The sequence below is a fragment of the Candidatus Poriferisocius sp. genome (genome assembly GCF_965214065.1).
GTDB lineage: Bacteria > Actinomycetota > Acidimicrobiia > Acidimicrobiales > Bin134 > Poriferisocius.
The window spans coordinates 253,126-274,454 of record NZ_CBDCAT010000026.1; the positions used below are offsets into that span (position 1 = coordinate 253,126).

The 21,329-nt window shown below is 63.7% G+C and carries 28 protein-coding genes; 20 read left to right on the plus strand and 8 right to left on the minus strand.

From position 1 onward, the window contains the following. Positions 1-4: 4 nt before the first annotated feature. A complete protein-coding gene (locus tag ACOOGG_RS05385) occupies positions 5-226 on the plus strand; it encodes a hypothetical protein (protein ID WP_420433056.1) in 222 nt (73 codons plus the stop codon). After that, a complete protein-coding gene (locus ACOOGG_RS05390) occupies positions 223-996 on the plus strand; it encodes a tRNA (adenine-N1)-methyltransferase (protein ID WP_420433058.1) in 774 nt (257 codons plus the stop codon). Before ACOOGG_RS05385 ends, ACOOGG_RS05390 begins: the two co-directional genes overlap by 4 nt. A gap of 16 nt (positions 997-1,012) precedes the next feature. Here ACOOGG_RS05390 and ACOOGG_RS05395 read toward each other — a convergent pair whose 3' ends face one another. After that, positions 1,013-1,246, minus strand: a complete 234-nt coding sequence (locus tag ACOOGG_RS05395; protein ID WP_420433060.1) for a ferredoxin — start codon at positions 1,244-1,246, stop codon at positions 1,013-1,015. Positions 1,247-1,435: 189 nt separating this feature from the next. On the opposite strand from ACOOGG_RS05395, the gene arc reads away from it, so the two are divergent. From arc to lepB, 9 genes are all read left to right on the plus strand, one after another. Continuing rightward, positions 1,436-3,196: a proteasome ATPase gene (gene arc / locus ACOOGG_RS05400; protein ID WP_420433062.1), complete on the plus strand. Its 1,761-nt coding sequence runs from the start codon at positions 1,436-1,438 to the stop codon at positions 3,194-3,196. A gap of 49 nt (positions 3,197-3,245) precedes the next feature. Then, positions 3,246-4,769, plus strand: a complete 1,524-nt coding sequence (dop, locus tag ACOOGG_RS05405; RefSeq protein WP_420433064.1) for a depupylase/deamidase Dop — start codon at positions 3,246-3,248, stop codon at positions 4,767-4,769. A 94-nt stretch (positions 4,770-4,863) separates the two neighbouring features. After that, positions 4,864-5,058, plus strand: a complete 195-nt coding sequence (locus ACOOGG_RS05410; RefSeq protein WP_420433066.1) for a ubiquitin-like protein Pup — start codon at positions 4,864-4,866, stop codon at positions 5,056-5,058. Between the two features lie 16 nt (positions 5,059-5,074). Beyond that, a complete protein-coding gene (gene prcB, locus ACOOGG_RS05415; RefSeq protein WP_420433068.1) occupies positions 5,075-5,875 on the plus strand; it encodes a proteasome subunit beta in 801 nt (266 codons plus the stop codon). Continuing rightward, the gene (gene prcA, locus ACOOGG_RS05420) at positions 5,872-6,549 is read left to right on the plus strand and encodes a proteasome subunit alpha (RefSeq protein WP_420433070.1); all 678 of its coding nucleotides are present in this window, start codon (positions 5,872-5,874) and stop codon (positions 6,547-6,549) included. The genes prcB and prcA overlap by 4 nt, the downstream gene beginning before the upstream one ends. Next, positions 6,549-7,907 (plus strand): Pup--protein ligase, encoded by a 1,359-nt coding sequence (pafA, locus tag ACOOGG_RS05425; RefSeq protein ID WP_420433072.1) that lies wholly within the window; start codon positions 6,549-6,551, stop codon positions 7,905-7,907. Before prcA ends, pafA begins: the two co-directional genes overlap by 1 nt. Further along, a complete protein-coding gene (locus ACOOGG_RS05430; protein WP_420433074.1) occupies positions 7,907-8,863 on the plus strand; it encodes a helix-turn-helix transcriptional regulator in 957 nt (318 codons plus the stop codon). Before pafA ends, ACOOGG_RS05430 begins: the two co-directional genes overlap by 1 nt. Beyond that, complete coding sequence (locus ACOOGG_RS05435) at positions 8,860-9,816, plus strand: helix-turn-helix transcriptional regulator (RefSeq protein WP_420433076.1); 957 nt, start codon at positions 8,860-8,862, stop codon at positions 9,814-9,816. Before ACOOGG_RS05430 ends, ACOOGG_RS05435 begins: the two co-directional genes overlap by 4 nt. A gap of 14 nt (positions 9,817-9,830) precedes the next feature. Beyond that, positions 9,831-10,487, plus strand: a complete 657-nt coding sequence (gene lepB, locus ACOOGG_RS05440) for a signal peptidase I (RefSeq protein WP_420433078.1) — start codon at positions 9,831-9,833, stop codon at positions 10,485-10,487. 29 nt (positions 10,488-10,516) lie between these two features. Here the strand turns inward: lepB and ACOOGG_RS05445 are convergent, their stop codons facing one another. After that, positions 10,517-11,386: a metal ABC transporter ATP-binding protein gene (locus ACOOGG_RS05445; protein WP_420433080.1), complete on the minus strand. Its 870-nt coding sequence runs from the start codon at positions 11,384-11,386 to the stop codon at positions 10,517-10,519. Then, positions 11,383-12,129: a glycerophosphodiester phosphodiesterase gene (locus tag ACOOGG_RS05450; protein WP_420433082.1), complete on the minus strand. Its 747-nt coding sequence runs from the start codon at positions 12,127-12,129 to the stop codon at positions 11,383-11,385. The genes ACOOGG_RS05445 and ACOOGG_RS05450 overlap by 4 nt, the downstream gene beginning before the upstream one ends. 70 nt (positions 12,130-12,199) lie before the next feature. On the opposite strand from ACOOGG_RS05450, the gene tatB reads away from it, so the two are divergent. From tatB to ACOOGG_RS05495, 9 genes are all read left to right on the plus strand, one after another. Beyond that, positions 12,200-12,466 carry a Sec-independent protein translocase protein TatB gene (tatB, locus tag ACOOGG_RS05455; protein ID WP_420433084.1) on the plus strand — a complete coding sequence of 89 codons (267 nt, stop codon included), beginning with the start codon at positions 12,200-12,202 and terminating at the stop codon, positions 12,464-12,466. Then, positions 12,463-13,314: a twin-arginine translocase subunit TatC gene (gene tatC / locus ACOOGG_RS05460; protein ID WP_420433086.1), complete on the plus strand. Its 852-nt coding sequence runs from the start codon at positions 12,463-12,465 to the stop codon at positions 13,312-13,314. The genes tatB and tatC overlap by 4 nt, the downstream gene beginning before the upstream one ends. Then, the gene (locus ACOOGG_RS05465; protein ID WP_420433088.1) at positions 13,295-13,906 is read left to right on the plus strand and encodes a hypothetical protein; all 612 of its coding nucleotides are present in this window, start codon (positions 13,295-13,297) and stop codon (positions 13,904-13,906) included. The genes tatC and ACOOGG_RS05465 overlap by 20 nt, the downstream gene beginning before the upstream one ends. Before the next feature lie 65 nt (positions 13,907-13,971). After that, positions 13,972-15,150: a M20 family metallopeptidase gene (locus tag ACOOGG_RS05470; RefSeq protein ID WP_420433090.1), complete on the plus strand. Its 1,179-nt coding sequence runs from the start codon at positions 13,972-13,974 to the stop codon at positions 15,148-15,150. Beyond that, positions 15,147-16,763 (plus strand): FAD-dependent thymidylate synthase, encoded by a 1,617-nt coding sequence (locus tag ACOOGG_RS05475; protein WP_420433092.1) that lies wholly within the window; start codon positions 15,147-15,149, stop codon positions 16,761-16,763. Before ACOOGG_RS05470 ends, ACOOGG_RS05475 begins: the two co-directional genes overlap by 4 nt. 97 nt (positions 16,764-16,860) lie before the next feature. Further along, positions 16,861-17,352 carry a hypothetical protein gene (locus ACOOGG_RS05480; protein WP_420433094.1) on the plus strand — a complete coding sequence of 164 codons (492 nt, stop codon included), beginning with the start codon at positions 16,861-16,863 and terminating at the stop codon, positions 17,350-17,352. Beyond that, positions 17,349-17,582 carry a hypothetical protein gene (locus ACOOGG_RS05485; RefSeq protein WP_420433096.1) on the plus strand — a complete coding sequence of 78 codons (234 nt, stop codon included), beginning with the start codon at positions 17,349-17,351 and terminating at the stop codon, positions 17,580-17,582. The genes ACOOGG_RS05480 and ACOOGG_RS05485 overlap by 4 nt, the downstream gene beginning before the upstream one ends. Before the next feature lie 3 nt (positions 17,583-17,585). Then, positions 17,586-18,086 carry a GNAT family N-acetyltransferase gene (locus ACOOGG_RS05490; RefSeq protein ID WP_420433098.1) on the plus strand — a complete coding sequence of 167 codons (501 nt, stop codon included), beginning with the start codon at positions 17,586-17,588 and terminating at the stop codon, positions 18,084-18,086. Next, positions 18,083-18,481 carry an NUDIX domain-containing protein gene (locus tag ACOOGG_RS05495; RefSeq protein ID WP_420433100.1) on the plus strand — a complete coding sequence of 133 codons (399 nt, stop codon included), beginning with the start codon at positions 18,083-18,085 and terminating at the stop codon, positions 18,479-18,481. The genes ACOOGG_RS05490 and ACOOGG_RS05495 overlap by 4 nt, the downstream gene beginning before the upstream one ends. 4 nt (positions 18,482-18,485) lie before the next feature. On the opposite strand, the gene ACOOGG_RS05500 is transcribed toward ACOOGG_RS05495, so the two are convergent. The 5 genes from ACOOGG_RS05500 to ACOOGG_RS05520 are packed head-to-tail and all read right to left on the minus strand — an operon-like array spanning position 18,486 to position 21,293. Continuing rightward, the gene (locus tag ACOOGG_RS05500; protein WP_420433102.1) at positions 18,486-19,823 is read right to left on the minus strand and encodes a hypothetical protein; all 1,338 of its coding nucleotides are present in this window, start codon (positions 19,821-19,823) and stop codon (positions 18,486-18,488) included. A 55-nt stretch (positions 19,824-19,878) separates the two neighbouring features. After that, a complete protein-coding gene (locus tag ACOOGG_RS05505) occupies positions 19,879-20,250 on the minus strand; it encodes a hypothetical protein (protein WP_420433104.1) in 372 nt (123 codons plus the stop codon). 4 nt (positions 20,251-20,254) lie between these two features. After that, the gene (locus ACOOGG_RS05510) at positions 20,255-20,674 is read right to left on the minus strand and encodes a hypothetical protein (RefSeq protein ID WP_420433106.1); all 420 of its coding nucleotides are present in this window, start codon (positions 20,672-20,674) and stop codon (positions 20,255-20,257) included. Between the two features lie 10 nt (positions 20,675-20,684). Next, on the minus strand, positions 20,685-21,083 hold the full coding sequence (locus tag ACOOGG_RS05515; protein WP_420433108.1) for a hypothetical protein: 399 nt from the start codon (positions 21,081-21,083) through the stop codon (positions 20,685-20,687). A 6-nt stretch (positions 21,084-21,089) separates the two neighbouring features. Next, positions 21,090-21,293, minus strand: a complete 204-nt coding sequence (locus tag ACOOGG_RS05520; RefSeq protein ID WP_420433110.1) for a hypothetical protein — start codon at positions 21,291-21,293, stop codon at positions 21,090-21,092. Between the last annotated feature and the right edge of the window lie 36 nt (positions 21,294-21,329).

Below are 21,329 nucleotides of genomic sequence, written 5' to 3' on the forward strand. Positions count from 1 at the left end.
TCGGATGGGGATGATTCCCGACCCGCTGGGATACTTGCGCCGACAAGCCATCAGACGCGGGGTACTAGGCGGAAGCCGAGCATGGCTCATCTTGGGCGGTGTGGCCTGGGGGTTCCGTCTGTTGACCCGGGTGGCCGGCACCCGCCGCCTTCGAGCAGTGCTTACTGAGGAGCTGCGCCCCGGCGAAAGCCTGCTTATCTCACATCTTCCCGACGAATCCCGGTGAGCCGGACGCTCCGAGACGGCGAATTGGTCCTGCTCACCGACCGAAAGGGCCGCCGATACCTGGTGACGCTGGCCGAAGGCCGAGAGTTCCACACCCACGCGGGTTTGGTGGCCCACGATGAGTTGATCGGTGGCACCGAGGGAATGCTGGTGCGCACATCCCGCAACGCCGAGCTGACCATTTGGCGTCCCACCCTCCACGACTACGTGCTGAAGATGCCCCGGGGAGCGCAGGTGGTGTATCCAAAAGACAGTGCGGCCATCTTGATGCTGGCCGACGTGTTCCCCGGCGCTCGGGTGCTGGAGTCGGGCGTGGGGTCAGGGGCACTGTCGATAAGCCTGTTGAGAGCCGGAGCGACGGTGCTGGGCTACGAGATCAGAGAGGACTTTGCCCAGCAAGCGGTAGAGAACGTGACGGGCTTTCTGGGATCAGAGGTCACCCAGCGCTTCCAGGTTGAGATCAGAGACTGCTACCAGGGGATTGACGACAAGGGGCTGGACCGGGTGGTGCTGGATTTGCCCGAGCCCTGGCAAGTTGTGCCCCACGCAGCCGCCTCGCTGCATCCCGGCGGCATCTTGGCGGCCTACACCCCGAGCATCGTGCAGGCCGCTCAGCTGCGAGAAGCCTGCGAGGCCGGACCCTGGGCGGCGGCTTCCACGGTGGAGATTCTGCACCGCGGCTGGCATATCAAAGGAGACGCGGTCAGACCCGAGCACCGAATGGTGGGCCACACCGGGTTCGTGACTGCGGTCAGAAGGCTGGCCGATTAGAGAGTTGAGCGGAGGCTCAGACCTCGATGAAGATGCACTCTCCAGGGCATTCCTCGGCTGATTCGATGGTGGCCTCTTCCTGCCCCTCGGGCACGATAGCCAGTCCCTCGACTCCACCCGGTTCGCTGAAAACCTTTTCGCCCTCTTTGACGTAGGCCAGGCCATCGTCGAGCAGCGTAAAGACATCTGGGGCGATCTCCTCGCAGAGACCGTCACCAGTGCAGAGATCCTGATCGATCCAGACCTTCATTTGCATCGGTGCAGTAGCCCTTTCGTGACAAATGGCGGACGCCGGGCATGGTAGACGTTGGGAGCTCCTTCAGTGTAACCGACCGAGGGTCGATCTCTGCCATGCAGCGGAAATTCCTCCGAGCGGGTAGACAGTCAGAACGCAATCATGCATCGGCACTTCGTTGAAGGCGTATAGAGTCGGGTGGGTATGGCAGACGCGAACGCGGCGGCGGACGAGGAGAGGCCAGAGGAGAATTTTCCTCAGGCCGAGCAGGTGGCAGCTCTGGAGAAAGAGCTGGCGGTGCTCCGCCAAAGGCTTCAAGATGCTCCCAAACGCGTTCGCACATTGGAAGAGCGGCTGTTGGAAACCAAAGGGCAGCTGGCCAAGGCCGTATCCCAGAACGAAAAGCTCACCTATACCCTGCGAGAAGCCCGCGAGCACATCTCCGCGCTGCGCGACGAGGTGGACAAGCTCACCCAGCCGCCGTCGGCGTACGGAACGTTCTTGGACCTCAACGACGACGGCACGGTCGACGTGTTCTCCGGGGGACGCAAGATGCGGGTCGCGCTGCACCCGGAGATCGCGGTAGACGGGCTGCGTCGAGGCCAAGAGGTGGTCCTGAACGAATCGCTGAACGTGGTGCTGTCCCGGGTGGGCGATGGCACCGGCGAGGTGGTGACCGTCAAAGAGGTGCTGAGCTGCGGGCGACGGGCGATCATCGTTGGGCGGGCCGACGAGGAGCGGGTAGTGGAGCTGGCCGCGGAGTTGATCGACCAGCCGCTGAACAGTGGAGACACCGCGCTGATGGACTCCCGTTCAGGGCTGCTCGTAGAACGCCTGCCTCGACCCGAAGTGGAAGATCTGGTGCTGGAAGAAGTACCTGACGTCACCTACGAGCAGGTCGGAGGACTGGACGAGCAGATCGAGCAGATCACCGACGCGGTGGAACTGCCCTTCATGCACCAGGAATTGTTCGCTGAGTACCAGCTTCCCGCTCCGAAAGGCATCCTCTTGTACGGCCCACCCGGCTGCGGCAAGACCCTGATCGCCAAGGCAGTGGCCAACTCCTTGGCCGGCAAGGTCGCCCATATCAACTCCGATCGGGAGGCCCGCTCCTACTTCTTCAACATCAAGGGCCCCGAGCTCTTGAACAAGTACGTCGGCGAAACCGAGCGCCAGATCCGGCTGGTATTCCAGCGGGCTCGGGAGAAGTCGGCCGAAGGTTGGCCGGTCATTGTGTTCTTCGATGAGATGGAGTCGCTGTTCCGCACTCGGGGCACCGGCATCAGCTCCGACATGGAGTCCACCGTGGTCCCCCAACTCCTGGCCGAGATCGACGGGGTGGAGGCGCTGCGCAACGTGATCGTGATCGGCGCCTCCAACCGGGAGGACCTCATCGATCCAGCCATCTTGAGGCCCGGACGCCTGGACGTGAAGATCAAGATCCAGCGTCCCGATGCCGAAGCCGCCGGGGCCATCTTCGCCCGCTATCTCACTGCCGAGGTACCTATCGCCGCCGAGATGGTGGAGGGGCTAGGTGGAGGAGACCCGGACAAGGCGATCCAGTCCATGGTCGAGCAGACCGTGGTTGAGATGTTCTTGGAGGAGGAGCGCAACCAGTTCTTGGAAGTTACCTACCAGAACGGCGACAAAGAGATCATGTACTTCAAGGACTTCGCATCCGGTGCCATGATCGAAAACGTGGTGCGGCGGGCAAAGAAGCTGGCCATCAAGCGCTCCATCGCCGGCGGCGCACCGGGCATCCACATCAACGACCTTTTGGATTCGGTGTACCAGGAGTACCGAGAGCACGAGGATCTGCCCAACACCACGAACCCGGACGACTGGGCGAAGATATCGGGCAAGAAGGGAGAGCGGATCGTGTTTGTCCGCACACTCTTGTCCAACGAGGAGACAAACCAGGGCGGGCGCTCCATCGAAGGAGTCGGCCCCGGCCAATACCTCTGACCTTCGATTGCCGCCAGACCTTCGGCTCAAGTCAACTAGCGTGCCAACCATGGCGGTCCCCAAGATCTGCGGCATTGAGACCGAGTTCGGGATCGCGCACACCGGCGCCGAGGATTCCAACCCGATCACCGCCTCATCTCTGCTCATCAACTCATACCTGTCGGAAGTGGAGCGCACCGGGGAGGGAGGGCCAGCGTCCGGGGTGTCCTGGGACTTCGAGGACGAGATGCCCGGCAACGACATCCGGGGCATCGCCCCCCTGGGATCGCTGGCCCCCGAGATTGAGACCCACTTGGTTAACGCGGTGCTCACCAACGGCGCCCGCTACTACGTGGACCATGCCCATCCCGAGTTGTCCACCCCTGAGTGCAGCAACGCCCTGGATGCAACCCGCTACGACAAAGCGGGCGAATTGATTCTGATGCGCTCCATGGAGTCGGCCGCCCGGGTTCTGCCCCAAGGCCAAGAGCTGGTGGTGTACAAGAACAACTCCGACGGCAAGGGCAACAGCTACGGGTGCCACGAGAACTACCTCATGGCCCGCACCACGCCTTTCTCCCAGATCGTGGTCCATGCCACCGCCCACCTGGTAACCCGCCAGATCTTCACCGGCTCGGGCAAGGTGGGCTCGGAGGCTCCTGGCCTCACCACCGCGGAGATACCGTTTCAGATCACCCAGCGAGCGGACTTCTTCGAAGAGGAGGTGGGACTGGAGACCACGCTCAAACGGCCGATCATCAACACCCGGGACGAGCCTCACGCCGATGCCCGGCTTTACCGCCGGCTGCACGTCATCACCGGAGACGCCAACATGTCGGAGGTGGCCACCTTCCTCAAGGTGGGGACCACCGCCGTCGTCTTGGCCATGGTGGAGGACAACGTCTTGCCTCGGGAGTTCCGTTTCCGGACACCGGTGTCGGCCATGCGGCAGGTGTCCTACGATCTGAGCCTGACCAAGACGCTGGAGCTGGCCGACGGCACCACCGCCACGGCGCTGGAGATCCAGTGGGATCTGTTGGACCAGGCTCGCAAATACGCCGACAGCCACGGGCTCGACGCAGTGGGCGGCCCGGTGGGCGACATGGTGATCGACCGCTGGGAGCAGGTCTTGGCTGGTTTGGAGGCCGACCCCATGACCTTGGCACGCCAACTCGACTGGGTGGCCAAATTCCAGCTGATACGGGGATTGTCCCAGCGCCATGGCTTGCGACCCGATGACGCCCGCCTGGCCGCGCTCGACCTCCAATACCACGACTTGAGGCCCGAACGATCGGTGGCGGCCCGGGTGGGTTTGGAGGCCCTAGTGCCTGTGGAAGACGCCCGAGCAGCTATCTCCGAGCCACCGACAGACACCCGGGCCTACTTCCGAGGCCAGTGCCTGAAGCGGTGGGCCCCCAACATTGTGGCGGCCAACTGGGACTCGATCGTGTTCGACGTGGGCGACGAGCCGCTCCGACGAGTACCCATGATGGAACCCGCCAGGGGCACGGCCGACCATGTCTACGACCTTCTGGCCGACTGCGACACCGCCGCTGAGCTGCTGAAGCGATTGGGAGAACAGAGCTCGCGCTAGGGCGTCTCGACAATTTGTCTTTACTTCGGTTTGTCCTCACTTCGGGGAGAGTGCGATATCGTGATCGGCAAGCACCCGGGCATGAGGGGATGAGATGGCGGAACGAGAACAAATCAAAAGACCCGCACCCCAACGAGAGCAGTCTGATGTCGAAGAAGCTCCGGCGGTCTCAGGGCAGGGCGAGGAGTTGAAGGCAGAGCTCGACGAGCTGTTGGACGAGATCGACGAGGTACTGGAGTCCAATGCCGAGGACTTTGTGAAGTCCTATATCCAAAAGGGCGGCCAGTAGCGGTAGTCTGCCAACTGTGACGCTGCCCCTCTTTGCAGCCGGGGGCGACCCGGGCCCCAATTTCGCGGCGTTGCTGCGCTCTGCCGGACTTGCGCCGCCGACGCCCGACATCCCCGCTACCGACTTGGCCATAACCCACGCCACCACGGTGGCCGCCATTCGCTGCCAGCAGGGAGTGGTAATGGCAGGAGACCGTCGGGCCACCGCTGGACACCTAATCAGCCATCGGACCATCGAGAAGGTGTTCCCCGCCGACCGCTACTCCGGGGTGGCTATAGCAGGGGCTGCCGGGCCGGCCATGGAAATGGTGCGGCTGTTCCAATTGCAGCTCGAGCACTACGAGAAAGTGGAGGGCAAGGCTCTCAGCCTGGACGGCAAGGCCAACCAGCTAGGCATGATGGTTCGAAACAACCTGCCCGCAGCTATGCAGGGGTTTGCGGTGGTCCCGTTGTTCGCCGGCTATGACCGATCCCGTGAGATCGGTCGGCTGTTCCAATACGACGTGACCGGGGGTCGCTACGAGGAGCGGGAGTATGCGGTGGGAGGTTCAGGGAGTCTTCACGCGGGAACGGTCATCAAGCTGGGATACCGACCCGATGCCGATGCCGATGAGATGATCGATTTGGCGGTGTCGGCCCTGTTCCGCACGGCTGAGGAGGACTCTGCCACCGGGGGCCCCGATCTGGTGCGGGGCATCTACCCAGTGGTGGCAGTCATCGGTGCCCAAGGTTTCGAACGAGTGGACGATTCCGAGGTGGAAGCCCGGTTCCGCGATCTGCTGGACAGATTGGAGACCAGAAGGGGTGATTCTCGATGACCATGCCCTTCTACGTTGCCCCTGAGCAGCTGATGAAGGATCGGGCCGACTTCGCCCGCAAGGGAATCGCCCGAGGCCGAGCCCTGACTGCGCTCAGCATCAGCGACGGCATCGTGATCTGCGCGGAGAACCAGTCCAACACCCTGCGCAAGGTGAGCGAGATCTACGACCGCATCGCCTTCGCCGGCGTCGGCCGCTACAACGAGTTCGATCAGCTCCGCATCGCCGGCGTGCGCCACGCCGACCTCAAGGGATACACCTATAGCCGCGAGGACGTGGACGCCCGAAGCCTGGCCAATCAGTACGCCCAGGTGCTGGGTCAGACCTTTACCCACGAGATGAAGCCGATGGAGGTGGAGATCTTGGTGGCTGAAGTGGAGTCAGAGCCCGGTGGAGATCAGATGTTCCACGTGCTCTACGACGGCACCGTCAACGATGAATCCGGCTACACAGTGTTGGGGGGAGAGGCTGACTCCATTGCTGAGCGGCTGGGTCAGACCTACGACGGCGATTGGGAAGTGGGTGATGCGGTAAAGGCTTCTTCGGCCGCGCTGAGCGGCCAGGAGCGAACCTTGGAAGCTGACGACCTCGAGGTGGCCATTCTGGTGCGGGAAACCGGCCGGAGGGCGTTTCAGAGGATCGAGGGCGACGAATTGGCCAGGCTATTGGACTGATGGACCGGCGCATCTTCGGGATAGAAAATGAATACGGCGTGACCTGCGCGCTTCGGGGCCATCGCCGGCTCAGCCCCGATGAGGTGGCCCGCTACCTGTTCCGCCGGGTGGTGTCCTGGGGCCGCAGCAGCAACGTGTTCTTGGTCAACGGCGCCCGGCTGTACCTCGACGTGGGATCCCACCCCGAGTACGCCACACCGGAGTGCGATTCGGTATACGACCTGGTAGCCCACGACAAGGCCGGCGAGCGGATCCTGGAAACGCTCATCGAGAGCGCGGAGCTGCGGCTGCGGGAGGAGGGCATCCAGGGCGACATCTACTTGTTCAAGAACAACACCGATTCAGCCGGCAACAGCTATGGCTGCCACGAGAACTACCTCACGAGCCGGCGCGACGACTTCACCGAGTACACCGAGGTGCTGATCCCCTTCTTGGTCAGCCGCCAGATTTACGCCGGGGCGGGCAAGGTGCTTCAGACGGCTCGGGGGGCTGCGTACTGCATAAGCCAGCGGGCCGAGCACATCTGGGAGGGAGTATCGAGCGCCACGACCCGCTCCCGTCCGATTATCAATACCCGCGACGAGCCTCACGCCGACGCCGAGCGCTATCGGCGGCTTCACGTCATCGTGGGCGACTCCAATATGAGCGAGTACGCCACGTTCCTGAAGACGGGGGCCACCGGCATTCTGCTGCGGATGCTGGAAGATCCGTCGGTGGCGCTGCGGGACATGACGCTGGACAACCCCATTCGAGCCATTCGGGAGATCAGCCACGACCAAACCTGCACTCGCCGCATCCGCTTGGCCAGCGGCCGCGAGGTCAGCGCCCTGGACATCCAGTCCGAATACCTCGACCGCGCCCTCAAATACGCCGACAGCCGCGACCTGAATCCCCAAGATAAGCAGGCCTTGCAAATGTGGGAGCACTGTCTGACCCAAATCGCCAAGGATCCCCTCAACCTGAGCAGGGAGTGCGACTGGGTGATGAAGCACCACCTCATCGAGGCCTACCGGGAACGCCACGGCCTGGCCCTCAGCGATTCCCGGGTGGCCCTGCTGGACCTCCAATACCACGATGTGAATCGGTCGCGCAGCCTCTTCTACCGGATGCAGAACCGGGGCATGACCGAGCGTATGTGCGTGGACGCCGAGATCAACCATGCCGTCGAGAATCCGCCGGCCACTACCCGGGCCCGACTCCGGGGTGAGTTCATCCGGCGAGCCAAAGAGCGCAAACGGGACTACACCGTGGACTGGGTGCACTTGAAGCTGAACGACCAGGCCCAGCGGACCGTTCTGTGCAAGGACCCGTTCCGCGCCCACGACGAACGGGTCGAGAAACTGATCGAATCCCTGTGATGTCCAGGCGAAAGCCGGAGCAGGTCAGATTGGAGCGCTTGCTTCGGCTCATCGCCGCGTTGATCGACACCCCTCGCTTCCTCTCCATCGAGGAACTGCACCAGAGGGTGGGCATCTCCCGCGGAGAGGACTCGGCCGGCTATCCAGAGAACAGCTCGGCAGCCAAGCGGGCGTTCCATCGGGATATGAACCAATTGGCCGATGTCGGCATCCCGGTCATCTCTGGGCCGGTTCCCGGCCAGGAGCGGGAGACCTGGGGGTACCGCATCCGCAAGCAGGACTACTCCTTGCCGGAGATGGACTTCGAGGCCGATGAGCTGGCCGCCCTGCATCGGGCAGCCACCGCGGTCCGCTTCGACGGGGTCTCGGGATCGGAGGCGCTGTGGAAGCTGGGCGGCCGGGTAGGGGAGGGTACCGATGCCGAGCTGGCCGCGGTGCCCGTCCATCCCGCTCTGGCGGACATCTTTCAGGCGATTACCGAGCAGCGGGTGGCCAGCTTCGCCTACGGCGGTCAACACCGCGAGGTGGAGCCGTGGACCCTGGCCTTCGATCAAGGCCACTGGTACGTGATGGGCCATGATCGGGGTCGGGACGACAAGCGCACCTTCCGGGTAGACCGAATCGAAGGCGAAGTCGAACTGGGCTCCCCCGGCGGCTTCCAGCAGCCAGAGGGCACCGCCGGTTGGGTGTCGTTTCAGCCGTGGAAGTTTGGAACTGCCCCGGCGGTCACCGCCACGCTAAAGGTTGACCCCGATCAGGCGATGTGGGCGGCGCGGCGTCTCGGACAAGAGGCCTCGGAGAAGGATTCCGACGGTTCGGCGATATTTGAGGTGGTGGTCCGCAGTCCAGAGGCCTTTCGGTCGCTGGTCTTGGAGTTTCTGGAGCATGCCGAAATTCTCGGTCCCCCCGAACTGCGCGCCGACATGGTGGCCTGGCTTGAGGGGATCAGCCAATGAGCCGGCTGAGCGCAGGGGATCGGCTTCGGCGAATGCTGGAGTTGGTTCCCTGGATCATGTCCCAAGGCGGTGCCGAGCTGAGTGAGGTATCCCAGCGATTCGACTATCCCGAGGCGGAATTACGAGAGGACCTCGTGAAGGTGCTGTTCGTCGTGGGGCTGCATCCCTTCACTCCAGATGAGCTGATCTACGTGATGGGCTTGGACGAAGAGGAAAACGGTGGATGGGTGGCCATCAGCAACGCGGATTACTTCTCCCGCCCGCTCAGGCTCACCCATGGGCAGGCCTTGGGATTGATTGGCGCCGGGGAGGCTCTGCTGACCGGAGCTGATCCCGACGGCCCGCTGAGCCGGGGATTGGCCAAACTGGCCGACGGACTAGGAGTGAGCGTGGGGGAGGACTTGGCGGTGAGCCTGGGAGAGTCGGCAGACGAATGGGTTGAACCGCTGCTGGAAGCAGCCATCGGACACCGCCAAGTGCGGATCCGATACTTCAGCTACGGAAGAGGCCAGGAATCCGAGCGCGTCATTCATCCTCTTCGGGTGTTCTCGGAGCTGGGAAACTGGTATGTGCAGGGCCATTGCCAGCAGGCCGGTGGTGTACGAGTCTTCCGCATCGATCGGATCAGATCTCTCCAAATGCTGGAGACGCCTTTTGAACCGCCTGATGAGGCGGGTACACCGTCGGCTTTTGAAGCTCGGGAGGGCGATCCCCGGGTTGTGCTGCGGCTGGCTCCGGGCACCTCCTGGGCCATCGAAAAATATCCGACCGACAAGCAGACAGCTCTCGACAGCGGCGAGATCGAGGCCACCCTGCCAGTAAGCGAGATCGGCCGGTTGGAACGGCTGCTTCTCCAACTCGGCACTCAGGCCGAGCTGTGGCATGCCGACCCTCCGGTGGCCAACGACCAGGCACAGGTCGCCGCTCAGCGGGTTCTGGCCCGATACGAGTAGAGGGCTTTCGCATCATGAGCGACGAGTCAAAGCCCGCGTCGAAAGAGGCGGTTTCGCCAAGCGGTGTCGCAGACTCCTCTGAGGAAACCGGAGGCGCCTCAGAGGCCAAGTCGGGCAAGACCGGACTGCGGGTCACTATTGAGTGGGTGGCCGTTTTAGCCGGAGCACTGGCTTTGGCCTTGATATTGCGGGCAGTGCTCTTTCAGGCGTATTACATCCGCTTCACTTCCATGGAGCCCACCTTGAGCAACGGCGACCGGGTGTTGGTGAACAAGCTGGGCTATGACCTCCATGACATCAACCGAGGCGACCTTGTGGTGTTCGAGCGGCCGCAGGGAGTGGGCGGCCGGCAAACCGATGACCTCATCAAACGGGTCATCGCCCTCCCCGGCGAGGTCATCAGATTCGTCGAAGGGGAGGTGTACATAGACGGCCGGCGTCTCCACGAGCCCTATCTGGAGTCATCCGGCATCACCGCGGGCAATATGCCCCCCAAATGCACCCCCCTCGTGAATGAAGGCTGCCTGGTGAGGGCGGGAGAGGTGTTCGTCATGGGCGACAACCGGGCTAATTCCACCGACAGCCGGTCGTTCGGTCCCATCTCTGAGCATCTGATAGTGGGACACGCCTTCCTGCGCATCTGGCCGGTCACCGAGTTCGGCCGGCTCTAGCCTGCTAGCCGGCGAAGATCGCCGCGGTTTCAGCGGTCAAAGTGGTCGTGGCCGTAACCGTGATCGTGGCCGTGACCGTGATCGTTGAAGACGTGGAGGATCCCGTCCTCGTGACTGTCGTGCTCTCCGTGAAAGACACAGTCTTCTTCATCGCCGTGAGCCATGCGGAGGCCGAAGGCTTCTTGCAAGTTCTTGTTGGTTAGTGCTTCGCTGGGTGTTCCCACGGCGATCATCCGATTGGCCAGGAGAAGAACCTGGTCGCAGAGCTCAGCCTCGTCCATGTGATGGGTGGAGATGACCACGATCCGGCCCCGCCTGCGCTCATCATCAACGGTTCGAATGATCACCTCCTGGCTAGGCATGTCCAGGCCGGTAATAGGCTCGTCCATCAAGAGCACGTCGGCGTCGTGGGCTAAGGCCTGGGCTACCATCACCCGCTGGCGTTGACCCCCCGATAGCTCTCCGAACTGGCGATTCACCAGGTCGAGTACCTCCATGCGCTCGGCCGCGTCCTCAATGATGATCCGATCCGCAGGGCCAAAACGCTTGATTAGGCCTCGGTTGCGGAAGCGGGACATACGCAGCACGTCGGACACCGTCAACGGCATCCACGCTCGTAGCCCATGCTGCTGGGGAACCAATGCGACCGATTTCCTTGAAGGGCTTGGATTGATCGTTCCACTCGACGGCTGGGTGAGGCCAGCGACAAGATGCAACACGGTCGTTTTTCCCGAGCCGTTGGCGCCGACTAAGGCTGTGGAAGTCCCGTGCTCGAACCGGCAGGTGACTTCCCGCACCGCTATGTGGCCGTTGCCGAACGTTGCAACGACATTGTCAAAGTCGATGGGTTTACGGTTGTGAGTTACCAGTTCCCTGAGGAAGGCGGCACGCTCGCTCATCGCTCGTCAGGGTACCAGTTGGCAAGCGCTGCTCCCATGCGGTCGACGTGGTCGCTGTAAACCGCGTCGATGCCCATGTCCAGCAGTTCGTCGAGCACCCGGGGCTGCTGCGCATCCCAACCGAAGCACAGCACCCCGAATCGGTGGAACAAAGTGACCAGGCCGCCGGTCCAGTCGGTTTGGTGGAGGTTTACCGAGTCGATGCCGGCCTCAGCCAGCACGGCGGCCCGCCGCTCGGGGCCGTCGGCCATGCGGCTCAGCCGGGTGGAATTGCACAAGCGCACATCGGGCCACCGATCCCGAAGCTCGACCAGGGTGTCCACATCGGGGTGGCACAACCACAGCCGTTGGCGGAGCGTACGCCCGGTGCTAGCCGCGGCCCCGTCCACGGCCGCGATCACCGCGGGGGCGGCATCGGGATCTTTAAGGTCGAGCGACAGCTCGAAATCGGCGCCACAGGCGGCGTACAGATCGGCCAGGGTGGGTATGTGCTCGGGCAGTTCGTCGCGGCGGCAGTCAAAGATGGGGCGCCGCCGTCTCAGCCGACCCGAGCGCACCCATCCGTCGTGGTCCAGCACCGCGTGGTTGTCGGCAGTCATCCACACGTCGCTCTCCAGGCCGACAGCCCCCATCTCCAGCGCCAAGGAGAACGCCGCCAACGTGTTCTCGCGCTCTTGGGCTCGGGCCCCCCGATGGGCAAACCCGATCGGGGGCAAATGAAGGGGGGAGATCCGGGGAGCCATCGGTTCATCTTGTGCTGCTGACAGGAGATCGAACAACCCCACTGGGGAATAGGAGCGATAGCCTCGGAGCGTGGGAAACCTCGGATGGGCCGAAGTCGCCGTGATCGTGGTGGTAGCCCTGGTGGTTCTGGGGCCGGACAAACTGCCGGGAGCGGCCCGCCAGATCGGCAACGTCATCCGCCAATTCCGCCGGATCTCCACCGGATTTCAGCAGGAACTGCAAAACGCCCTGGACGAGCCCATCGAGGCTGAAGCTCGGCGTCGAGGAGAACTGGCCGTGGAGCAGAGCAAATCGGCAAACAAACCGGCCCCCGACCCACCGCCGAGCAGCCAGTGAGCGAATCCACCGCGGGCCGCTCCCGATCCGACGACGGGACCATGCCCTTGATGGGACATTTGGCCGAGCTGCGAGTGCGGCTCATCAAATGCGTCTTGGCCGTGGTGGCCGGCGCGGTGGTTTGCTGGGTGTTCTACCCCCAGATACTGGACCGGCTGGTCCAGCCCTACTGCGACGTGATCCCCGAAGAAGCGGTGGATGAAGAGGCGGCGAGGCAGAACCTGTTCGGAGGATGCGAGCTTCTCGTGCTGGACCCGCTGGAGCCGTTCTCGGTGCGACTGACAGTGGCGGGCTACGGAGGGTTGACCCTGGCGGTTCCGGTGGTGCTTTGGCAGGTGTGGAGGTTTGTCCAGCCTGGCCTCTACCCCCGAGAACGACGACACGCAGCCGCTTTCACAGCGGCCGGGGCCCTGCTGTTCACCCTGGGGGCCGGCCTGGCCTATTGGAGCATCCCCCGGGCGCTGAACTTCTTGGCCTCAATCGGGGGCGAGGACTTGGTGACCGGATTCTCCCCCGCCAAGTACCTGTCGTTCGTGATCAAGATGATGGCTGCATTCGGCATAGGCTTTGAATTCCCCATTCTGCTGGTGTTCTTGCAGCTCGCCGGGATCATCCACTACCGCCAGCTGATCCGGGGGCGGCGATTCGCCATTGTCGGCATCGTGGCCCTAGTTGCGGTGATCACCCCCAGCGGTGATCCATTCACGCTGATGGTGCTATCGGTGCCCATGTACTTGTTCTACGAGGTGGCCATTGTCATCGGATGGATGCGAGCCCGCCGAGAACGCCGCCGAGCCGTTGAAGGAGATGAGGACCCAGAGGAAGCCGATGCCGATTCAGAGGGGTGAGAACTGGGGGATGCCAGGAGGACTGGGGCCGGATGGCGTGCTGGTTCGCACCGACGCCGAGGCCCGGGCCCTGATCGAAGAAGCTCGACGGGCCAACCTGCCACTGCCCGAGCTGGGCTTGCTGGGAGGCGACCTGTGCCGCACTCTCGGCGGCAGAGGCGACCCCGACGCCATCCGCTCGCCGGAAGCGTGGCGGTTCGCGGTGGATGTCGGCGCCGTACTCCTGGACGGCCGGCTGTTCTGGTTCAGCGCCCACCTGACGGCTCGACGAAGAGGGTGGGCCGGGGAGGCGCTGGTGGCCATGAACGCCGCCTGGCGGGGGGGCTGGAATCTGGGTCCCAAGGCCCATCCCGGCGATGGGCTGCTGGACGTCTCCCACGGCCGGCTGTCGGTCGGAGACCGGCTGCGAGCCCGGCGCCGGGTCGGCACCGGAGACCATCTGCCCCATCCCAATATCCGGTACCAACGCGCTGGTGCCTTCCAGACGGTGCTTGAGCAGCCGCTGATGGTGGAGTTGGACGGCCAGCCGGTTCAGCGAGCCGCCAATTTGTCGATTCGAGTGGAGCCGGCCGCGCTCACCGTGGTGGTGTGAAGCGCTGGTATCGCCGGGCTCGAAGAATCACTACGGTCGTCAATGCGACCACTAGCATTCGCCCCGTGACTCCCGAACTGGCCAAGCAGCAGATGGCCGCGGAGGTCGACGCGCGGGCGGCTCGTCTGCTCGGCGTCTCTCACCAGATCCACGAGACCCCTGAACTCTGCTTTGAGGAGCACACCGCCCACGATCTGCTCTGCACTGTCCTGGAGGGCGAAGGACTCGAAGTAGAGCGTTCGGCATTCGACCTGGACACGGCGTTCGTGGCCAGAGCCGGCCGGGCTGGCCCCCACGTTGCAGTGATCTGCGAATACGACGCTTTGCCCGAGATCGGACACGCCTGCGGCCACAACGTGATCGCGTCCGCAGGACTGGGCGCGGGCTTGGCCGCGGCAGCGCTTGCCGAGGAGCTGGGGGGCCGTATCAGCATAATCGGCACCCCTGCGGAGGAGGGCGGCGGGGGCAAGTGTTATCTGCTGGAGCGGGGCGCCTTCGACGGCATCAGAGCAGCCATGATGGTTCACCCCGCCAACCACGAGCTCATGCGGATGAACGCCATTGCGGTGGAGCAGCTTGAAGTGGCTTACGCGGGGAAGTCAGCCCACGCTTCAGCCTCGCCTCACCGAGGAAGAAATGCCCTCGACGGTGCTGTGTTGGGGTACATGAATGTGGCTGCGCTACGCCAGCACATTCGACCCGATGAGCGTATCCACGGGATTTTCACCCGGGCTGGGGACAAGCCCAACATCGTTCCTCATGATGCCGCGGCGGAATGGTACGTTCGCTCTCCCAGGCTCGACAGTCTGGCGGAGCTGAGAGAACGGGTGGTGGCTTGCCTCGAAGCCGGGGCGGCGGCGGCCGGAGTCGACATCGATTGTCGCAGCGAAGCGCCGATCTACGCCAACCTGATCGACAACCAGGTGTTGTTGGACCTCTATATTCACAACGCGGCCGAGACAGGGCGGGTTGTCCACGAGCCCGAGTCCGCAGCAGCCGTTGTGGGCAGCACCGACATGGGAAACGTCAGCCACGTTGTGCCGTCAATCCATCCCATGATCAAGATCGCCCCCGAGCATGTGCCCATCCACACCCCGGAGTTCGCCCACTATGCGAAATCGCCGGACGGCGACCAGGCGGTGCTCGACGGGGCGAAGATGATGGCCATGACAGTCGCCGATCTGTGGCTGAACCCCGAAGCCCTCGACCTGGCTCATGATGAACTGGCCCTCAGCCGCCAATGACCCAGTACGTCGCTGAACAGTTCACCAGTGACGAGGCGGACATCCTCCGCCGGTATTTCACCAACCTCGACCAGCCGGTGTTCGCACTGGTGAACCTGCCGGAGGTGGTCAAAGGAGCGCTGTTCGCCCGCTACAGCCGGTCGGCCAAATCACTGCGGAGGCTGTTTCTGGACGAGTTTGTCGGCGAATTGGACATCAGCGGCGACATGACCATCGATGCCACCGTCGGACTCAAGCGGGCCGAGGAGCTGTACGATCGGGTGTTCTTCGAGTACGGGGACGATTCGGTAGCCCAGCTAGGCGGCGTCCACCTGGCCTGCGAGCAAGCCTCCAATATCTTGACCAAGGTGCTGGAATGGGGCCGGCTGATGTCGTATTTGGAGCAGTCCACCAGATACATCGACTACCTGGCCCGCATCGGGGGACGCTATCGCTACTACCGCGACCCCCAAGTGGGGGAGTCACCCCTGTCGGGACGTTACGTCAGCGATATGGACCGGATGTTCGAATCCTACGGCCAGCTCCTACCGGACATGACCGATTTCTACCGCCAGCACACGCCCAAGGACTCCAGTACCTCTGACTTCGCCTACCGCCAGGCAGTTCGAGCCAAAGCACTGGATGCGGTTCGGGGGATGCTGCCGGCGGCGACCGTGTCAAATGTGGGCATCTACGGCACCGGCCAGTCGTACGAGCTGCTCCTGCTGCGGATGCGGGCCCACGATCTCCCCGAGGTCCAGGCATACGCCGATCTGATGCTGGCCGAGCTGCGCAAGGTGATCCCCTCGTTCCTGAAGCGAGTGGACCTGGAAGACCGAGGAATGGAGTGGAGCCGCTATTTGGGCGACGTCCAGGAGTCGGTGGAGAGCGTGGCCCAGCATTTGGTGCCTCCGGATCTGTCCGCCGATGAAGTTTCAGAGGTTCGCCTGGTGGACTTCGACCCAGAAGCCGAGGTCAAGATGGTGGCCTCCATGCTGTACCCCTACACCCATCTACCCGAGGAACAGCTCGAGCGTGAGGTGAGGGCCATGGGGACCGAAGACCGGATGTCGGTGGTGCGGGCCTATGCGGGGACAAGGGCCAACCGCCGCCACAAGCCGGGGCGAGCCTTGGAGCGGCCCTTCTACCGATTCGACATCCTCTCCGACTACGGCGCCTTCCGAGATCTCCAGCGCCATCGAATGCTCACACTGGAGTGGCAGAAGCTCACTCCTCAACACGGGTTCACCCGCCCTGAGGCAGTAGACGCCGCGGGCTGCGCCCCAACGTTCAACAAGGTCATGGAGAGATCAGAGGACCTCTACCACCTCTTGAATCGAGACTTTCCCGAGCAGGCCTCATATGCGGTGTGCTTCGCCTACAAAGTGCGCTTTGCGATGAGCTTGAACGCCCGATCGGCCATGCACCTCATCGAACTGCGCACCACCCCCCAAGGCCACTCTGTGTACCGAAAGGTCGGACAAGAGATGTGGCGGCTCATCAGAGACGAGGCCGGTCACGCGGCAATTGCAGAGATGATGAAGTTCGTTGACCTCACCGAGGAGCCCCCCTTGGGCCGGTTGGATGCTGAACGCCGAGCCGAACAGCGACGTCAAGTCGAAGAGCGGGCGTAAGCCCTCACAACATTGATCGCTAATGAGCACACATCGCGGGGCAGGGGTGTCTATGATCCGCGCTGATCGCAATACCTGAGAAAAGGACCAGGGGAGAATGACTGACCCTGACGAGAACGAGGAAATCCCAGTAGAGGATTTCGATGATGGTGATATCGAGGAAGACCTCGACGGCGAATTCGATGATGACCTCGAAGGCGAATTGGATGGCGAGCTCGAAGGCGACCTGGACGAAGACCTCGACGAAGACCTCGAAGACGAAGAAGAGGAGGCCGGCAACGGATCGGCCCGCAACTCGACTATGTCTGACGACGAGGACGGCGACACGGAGGACATCGACCCCGACAATGTGGAGGCCGATCTCGACACCATCTTGAAGGATCGCCTGGCCGCGGGCGACGACGAGGACGAGGACGAGGACACCCCAGAGCCAACGCCGGAGACCGCGGGCCAAGTCGCACCCAAGCGGGACAACGAGTGGATGTGCGAGGGGTGCTTTCTGATCGTCAGCTCCAGCCAATTCGGGCCCCGCAACAACCCCCGTTGTCCGTCGGGGGAGGAACCCTGCCCTTCGCTGGCCCGGTTGTGAGCTCGACCGACAGCACCGACTCCTCCCGGGAGGCGCTGGACCGGATGCTCGATGCGCTGGTGTTCGCGCCTTTGGGGCTCCTTCTGGAGTCGGACAAGCCGAGCGCGGAGCTGGCGGCTCGAGGCCGTCGACAACTGGAAGCCGCTCGGCTGCTTGGGCGCATTGCCTTGGGCCACTCCTCTGCTCCGACTGATGGCCCCGCCAACCCTCCCGATCCTCAGCCTGGTTGAACAATGAGCGAGCGGCCAAAAGACGGCGCGGCCCGACCAGCCCGTGCCGACGAGATCGGTGCCATAGCCGAATTGGCCCGGGAAGCCCGTCGCGAAGCGCTGGAATACCGGGGCGGAGAAAGATGGATGGCCACCGAGGCCGCTCCTGAGCCGCTTGAACACCATGTGGCAGGTCTTATTGCTGATCCTGAGGCGGTATTGGTGGCGGGCATCTGGGACGACACGGTGGTGGGGTACGGATGGGCCCGGCGAATAGTCCGCCTGGACGGATCGCCGATTGGCCGGATCGAAGAGCTGTTCGTCACACCGGAGGGCCGTTCGGTAGGAGTAGGGGAGTCGCTGTTCGGCAGTTTGATGCAGTGGGCCCGAGAGCAGGAGCTCGTGGCGATCGACGCCTTCGTGTTACCTGGCCACCGCGAAGCCAAGAACTTCTTTGAGACGTTCAAGATGACTGCCCACGCACTGATCGTCCATACCCAGCTTGACCAAAACCGGGAGTCATGAGCGGGCCGGAGCTATGTGTCGGGGCCGTGGTGGTAAGCGGCGGCGCCATTCTGCTCATCCGACGAGGAACTCCGCCGGGGGAGGGACTGTGGTCGGTACCCGGTGGCCGCGTGCATCGGGGGGAGAGCATGGCCGACGCTGCCCGCAGGGAGCTGCTAGAGGAAACCGGGCTGGTAGGGGAGGTGGGCGAGGCCGTGGGCTGGACCGAGCTCATCGGCCGCCGACGCCACTACGTGGTGGTGGACTTTTGGGTCACAGTGGCGCCCGATGCGGCGCCGACCGCCGCAACCGATGCAACCGACGTGGCATGGGTGGACTTTGACGAATTGGAGGAGTGGGACTTGGTCGACGGCCTGCTTCAGTTCCTAGCCGACCACCGGGTTATCTCCGGCTAGCGGGTTAACTCCGGCTGGCGGCTTGAGCACCGGCGCCGCGGCGGCTGCGCCTCGGCGGCGGGGTGGGTTCCACGCCGAACAGGGCGGCGATATGGGGAACCCGCTCAGACAGCTTTGTGACCTCAGCCAATAGTTCCTTGTCAGGATTCTCCGGGACACCCTGGGGCTGAACCGTTCGGCGCACCGGCGAGAACGCCACCGCTCCCAGTACGGTGATCCAACGCTTGGGCGGCGTGTCGCTGGCCAAGGCGGCGTTGGCCGCCTCTGTCAACCGGTTGACTATGTCTTGGGGAAGGGGCACTCCGGCTTTCGGGGGGCGTGAGCTGAGCCTCAAGGCTCGCACCATTCGACCATCGGCCAGCGTGGCAGCCACCTCGGCCAGCCATTCGGCGTGCTCTCTGTCGACTCGCTCGGTGAGCTTGTTGCGCAGATCTTCGGCCATAGCCTTGGTCTCTTCGTCGGTTGCCCCGTTCTCAGAGGCGACCACCACCGACCGCAGATCGCGTAGGTCAACGTCGTCAATTTCGGCCAGAGCGGCCTCAACCCGATCTCGCCACTCCGCGGATCGCATCCGAGGGAGCAGCTTGCCGGCTGCGGCTAGAAATTCATCGGCAGGATCGGAACTGGGCTTCTTTTCTTTCGCATCCTGCTTTGGCGGTTTGGCCTTGGCCTCAGATTCAGGAGCCTCCTCCGGTTTGGCCCCGGCCTCAGATTCAGGAGCCTCCTCCGGTTTGGCCTCGGCCTCAGGAGCTTCCTTGGCCGCTTTCTGCTTAGCTTGGGCAGCGTCACGGGCTTTCTTGCGCTGATCCCGCAGGGCTTGTTCCACCGAGGCGACGCCGTCTCTCATCATCTTCTCAGCCACCAGCTTTTGCTCCTCAGGCAAGCTGTCGATCAACGCCTGGCGGTGGGTGCGTGCGGGGCGCAGGCGCTTGGCTTTGGGACGGTCATCGTCGCGGCGGGTTTCCTGGCGATCACGATCCCTTCGGTCGCCCCGGCCGCGTCGGTCCTGACGTCCCCTTCGGTCGCCGGAATCCCGGTCCCGATCCCGGCCCTTGCGATTGGCCACCAACTGGGTGGTCACCAGTGGTTGATCTCGGCCAGAGCCCAAGATCTCCAGAGTCTCCGGCAGGGGACGCTTGATCTTGGGTTCGAAGGCCTCGATGATCTCGATACCATCCATGTGGAATTCGGCCTCGACGGTCAGCTCGTCGCCCACTTTGGCCGCAAAGGCGATCAGATCGCCGGCCATCTCGCCCTTCGGCTCTCGTGCGCCCGCGGCCCTCCATGTCCAAGACCCGTCGGGCCGCTGGCTGGTCAGCTCAATCTCAATCCTGCGAGACACCGGCGGTCACGCTACCGCATTGGCGTTCAATGGCAGAACTGCTGGTGGGCTTTCCTCAGCATGGGGCCAATACGGCGGTTGCGGGAACACCCATACCGCCCAAGTCGATGGCCACCGTGCCAACAGCCGGGGTTAGGCCAGTGAACACCCGTGGGCTCCAGGGGATGCGGGCCTCCACTCGAAGCACGGGACTTCCCCCGGCTTGGCTGACGCAACCGGCCAGGATGGTGCCGTCAAGGCGGGTTGTGTTCACCGTGCTCAGATCGCAACCCCGGCTCCCGCAACCATCGACAAAGGCTCCTGCGGCCCGCTCGGCCCGGTTGACGGCCAGGTTGCGACTGGTGATCAGTTCAGCGTGGTCGGCCAGCGAGCCGCTGGCCACAGCCACGGCCATGCCCAGCGACAAGAGCACAATGGCGGAGTACATCGGCCTAGTCGACTGGCTCGATGCCCACGGCTATGACCCGTTCGGTCTTGAGAATCATACCCAGATCCACCGGGCAGCTCACCACCGCCGCCACCGACGGTGTCGCGCCGAGGCTTCGGGAAGGGCGAGGCTGGGAAACCAGGCTGACCTCAAACAAGGCATCGGTTTGGTTGCAGACCCCGGCGGTGGCGGCGAGGCCGGACTGATCCACCGTGGCCATCACCTCGTCCCACCGGGCCCGAGCCGACGGCTCCGCGGTGGTGGCGTCGGCCTCGGCCAGGGTGTCGGCAGCATGAACGGCAGCGGCCTCTGTAAAGGCCGATGTCCGGTACCGGGCCGTGCCCAGCGTCCCGGCGGCGTCGAGCACCACGATGCTGAGCACCAGCGCAGGAAGTATCAGCAGAAACGCAATGGCGTCGCTCATGGGAATCCCATCAACAGGATCCGGGGACGCGGAGCGCGGCGGCGCTGGTGGCCGATCGACAGGCGATGGCGGTGGTGTGCAGCGCCGACACACGGGTATCCAACGGCGCCGCGGTGACCGCGGCGATCAGATTGCAGGCGTCGGCGTACACATCCACGGCCACCGGCTGCACCGCGAGGTGCTTAATCTTGCCCAAGGCCGCTCGGGCCGCGGCGGCCAACGCCTCGGGGGGCGGTGCATCGCATTGCCATCCGACCGCGGTCGCAGCCTGGGCCGCGGCGACCGCGGCCGACTGGGCGGCCGCGTCGGCCGACAGCCGGGTGACGTGGCTCACGTACAAACCGGTGACCACCGCCAACAAGAACATCAGCAGCACCACGTTGCGCAGGACGACCAGGGGGGAGGTCATGGCTGGTTAGGCGCATGATCCTGGACTTCCAGAAGTCCAAGTGCCGCCCACGGCGTCGCACAGCCTTTCGCTGGTGATGCGGTTGTTGTCGATATTGTGCCCTTCGTTGGGAGCATTATCGCTGAGCTGGGCGTAAACGATGAAGGCCACGATGGCAGCGGCAGCGATGGCGACCACGATCAAGATCATCTGGACGATGGCTGATTGCATGGGTGATTTCTCCTTTGGTTTGGGGCAACTGGCGCG

Excerpts from the sequence above, each read along its gene's own strand:
- ACOOGG_RS05385 (WP_420433056.1), top strand. The coding sequence starts at position 5 with ATGGGGATGATTCCCGACCCGCTGGGATACTTGCGCCGACAAGCCATC.
- ACOOGG_RS05395 (WP_420433060.1), bottom strand. The coding sequence starts at position 1,246 with ATGAAGGTCTGGATCGATCAGGATCTCTGCACTGGTGACGGTCTCTGC.
- arc (WP_420433062.1), top strand. The coding sequence starts at position 1,436 with ATGGCAGACGCGAACGCGGCGGCGGACGAGGAGAGGCCAGAGGAGAAT.
- dop (WP_420433064.1), top strand. The coding sequence starts at position 3,246 with ATGGCGGTCCCCAAGATCTGCGGCATTGAGACCGAGTTCGGGATCGCG.
- ACOOGG_RS05410 (WP_420433066.1), top strand. The coding sequence starts at position 4,864 with ATGGCGGAACGAGAACAAATCAAAAGACCCGCACCCCAACGAGAGCAG.
- prcA (WP_420433070.1), top strand. The coding sequence starts at position 5,872 with ATGACCATGCCCTTCTACGTTGCCCCTGAGCAGCTGATGAAGGATCGG.
- pafA (WP_420433072.1), top strand. The coding sequence starts at position 6,549 with ATGGACCGGCGCATCTTCGGGATAGAAAATGAATACGGCGTGACCTGC.
- ACOOGG_RS05430 (WP_420433074.1), top strand. The coding sequence starts at position 7,907 with ATGTCCAGGCGAAAGCCGGAGCAGGTCAGATTGGAGCGCTTGCTTCGG.
- ACOOGG_RS05435 (WP_420433076.1), top strand. The coding sequence starts at position 8,860 with ATGAGCCGGCTGAGCGCAGGGGATCGGCTTCGGCGAATGCTGGAGTTG.
- lepB (WP_420433078.1), top strand. The coding sequence starts at position 9,831 with ATGAGCGACGAGTCAAAGCCCGCGTCGAAAGAGGCGGTTTCGCCAAGC.
- ACOOGG_RS05445 (WP_420433080.1), bottom strand. The coding sequence starts at position 11,386 with ATGAGCGAGCGTGCCGCCTTCCTCAGGGAACTGGTAACTCACAACCGT.
- ACOOGG_RS05450 (WP_420433082.1), bottom strand. The coding sequence starts at position 12,129 with ATGGCTCCCCGGATCTCCCCCCTTCATTTGCCCCCGATCGGGTTTGCC.
- ACOOGG_RS05465 (WP_420433088.1), top strand. The coding sequence starts at position 13,295 with ATGCCGATTCAGAGGGGTGAGAACTGGGGGATGCCAGGAGGACTGGGG.
- ACOOGG_RS05475 (WP_420433092.1), top strand. The coding sequence starts at position 15,147 with ATGACCCAGTACGTCGCTGAACAGTTCACCAGTGACGAGGCGGACATC.
- ACOOGG_RS05480 (WP_420433094.1), top strand. The coding sequence starts at position 16,861 with ATGACTGACCCTGACGAGAACGAGGAAATCCCAGTAGAGGATTTCGAT.
- ACOOGG_RS05490 (WP_420433098.1), top strand. The coding sequence starts at position 17,586 with ATGAGCGAGCGGCCAAAAGACGGCGCGGCCCGACCAGCCCGTGCCGAC.
- ACOOGG_RS05495 (WP_420433100.1), top strand. The coding sequence starts at position 18,083 with ATGAGCGGGCCGGAGCTATGTGTCGGGGCCGTGGTGGTAAGCGGCGGC.
- ACOOGG_RS05505 (WP_420433104.1), bottom strand. The coding sequence starts at position 20,250 with ATGTACTCCGCCATTGTGCTCTTGTCGCTGGGCATGGCCGTGGCTGTG.
- ACOOGG_RS05510 (WP_420433106.1), bottom strand. The coding sequence starts at position 20,674 with ATGAGCGACGCCATTGCGTTTCTGCTGATACTTCCTGCGCTGGTGCTC.
- ACOOGG_RS05515 (WP_420433108.1), bottom strand. The coding sequence starts at position 21,083 with ATGACCTCCCCCCTGGTCGTCCTGCGCAACGTGGTGCTGCTGATGTTC.
- ACOOGG_RS05520 (WP_420433110.1), bottom strand. The coding sequence starts at position 21,293 with ATGCAATCAGCCATCGTCCAGATGATCTTGATCGTGGTCGCCATCGCT.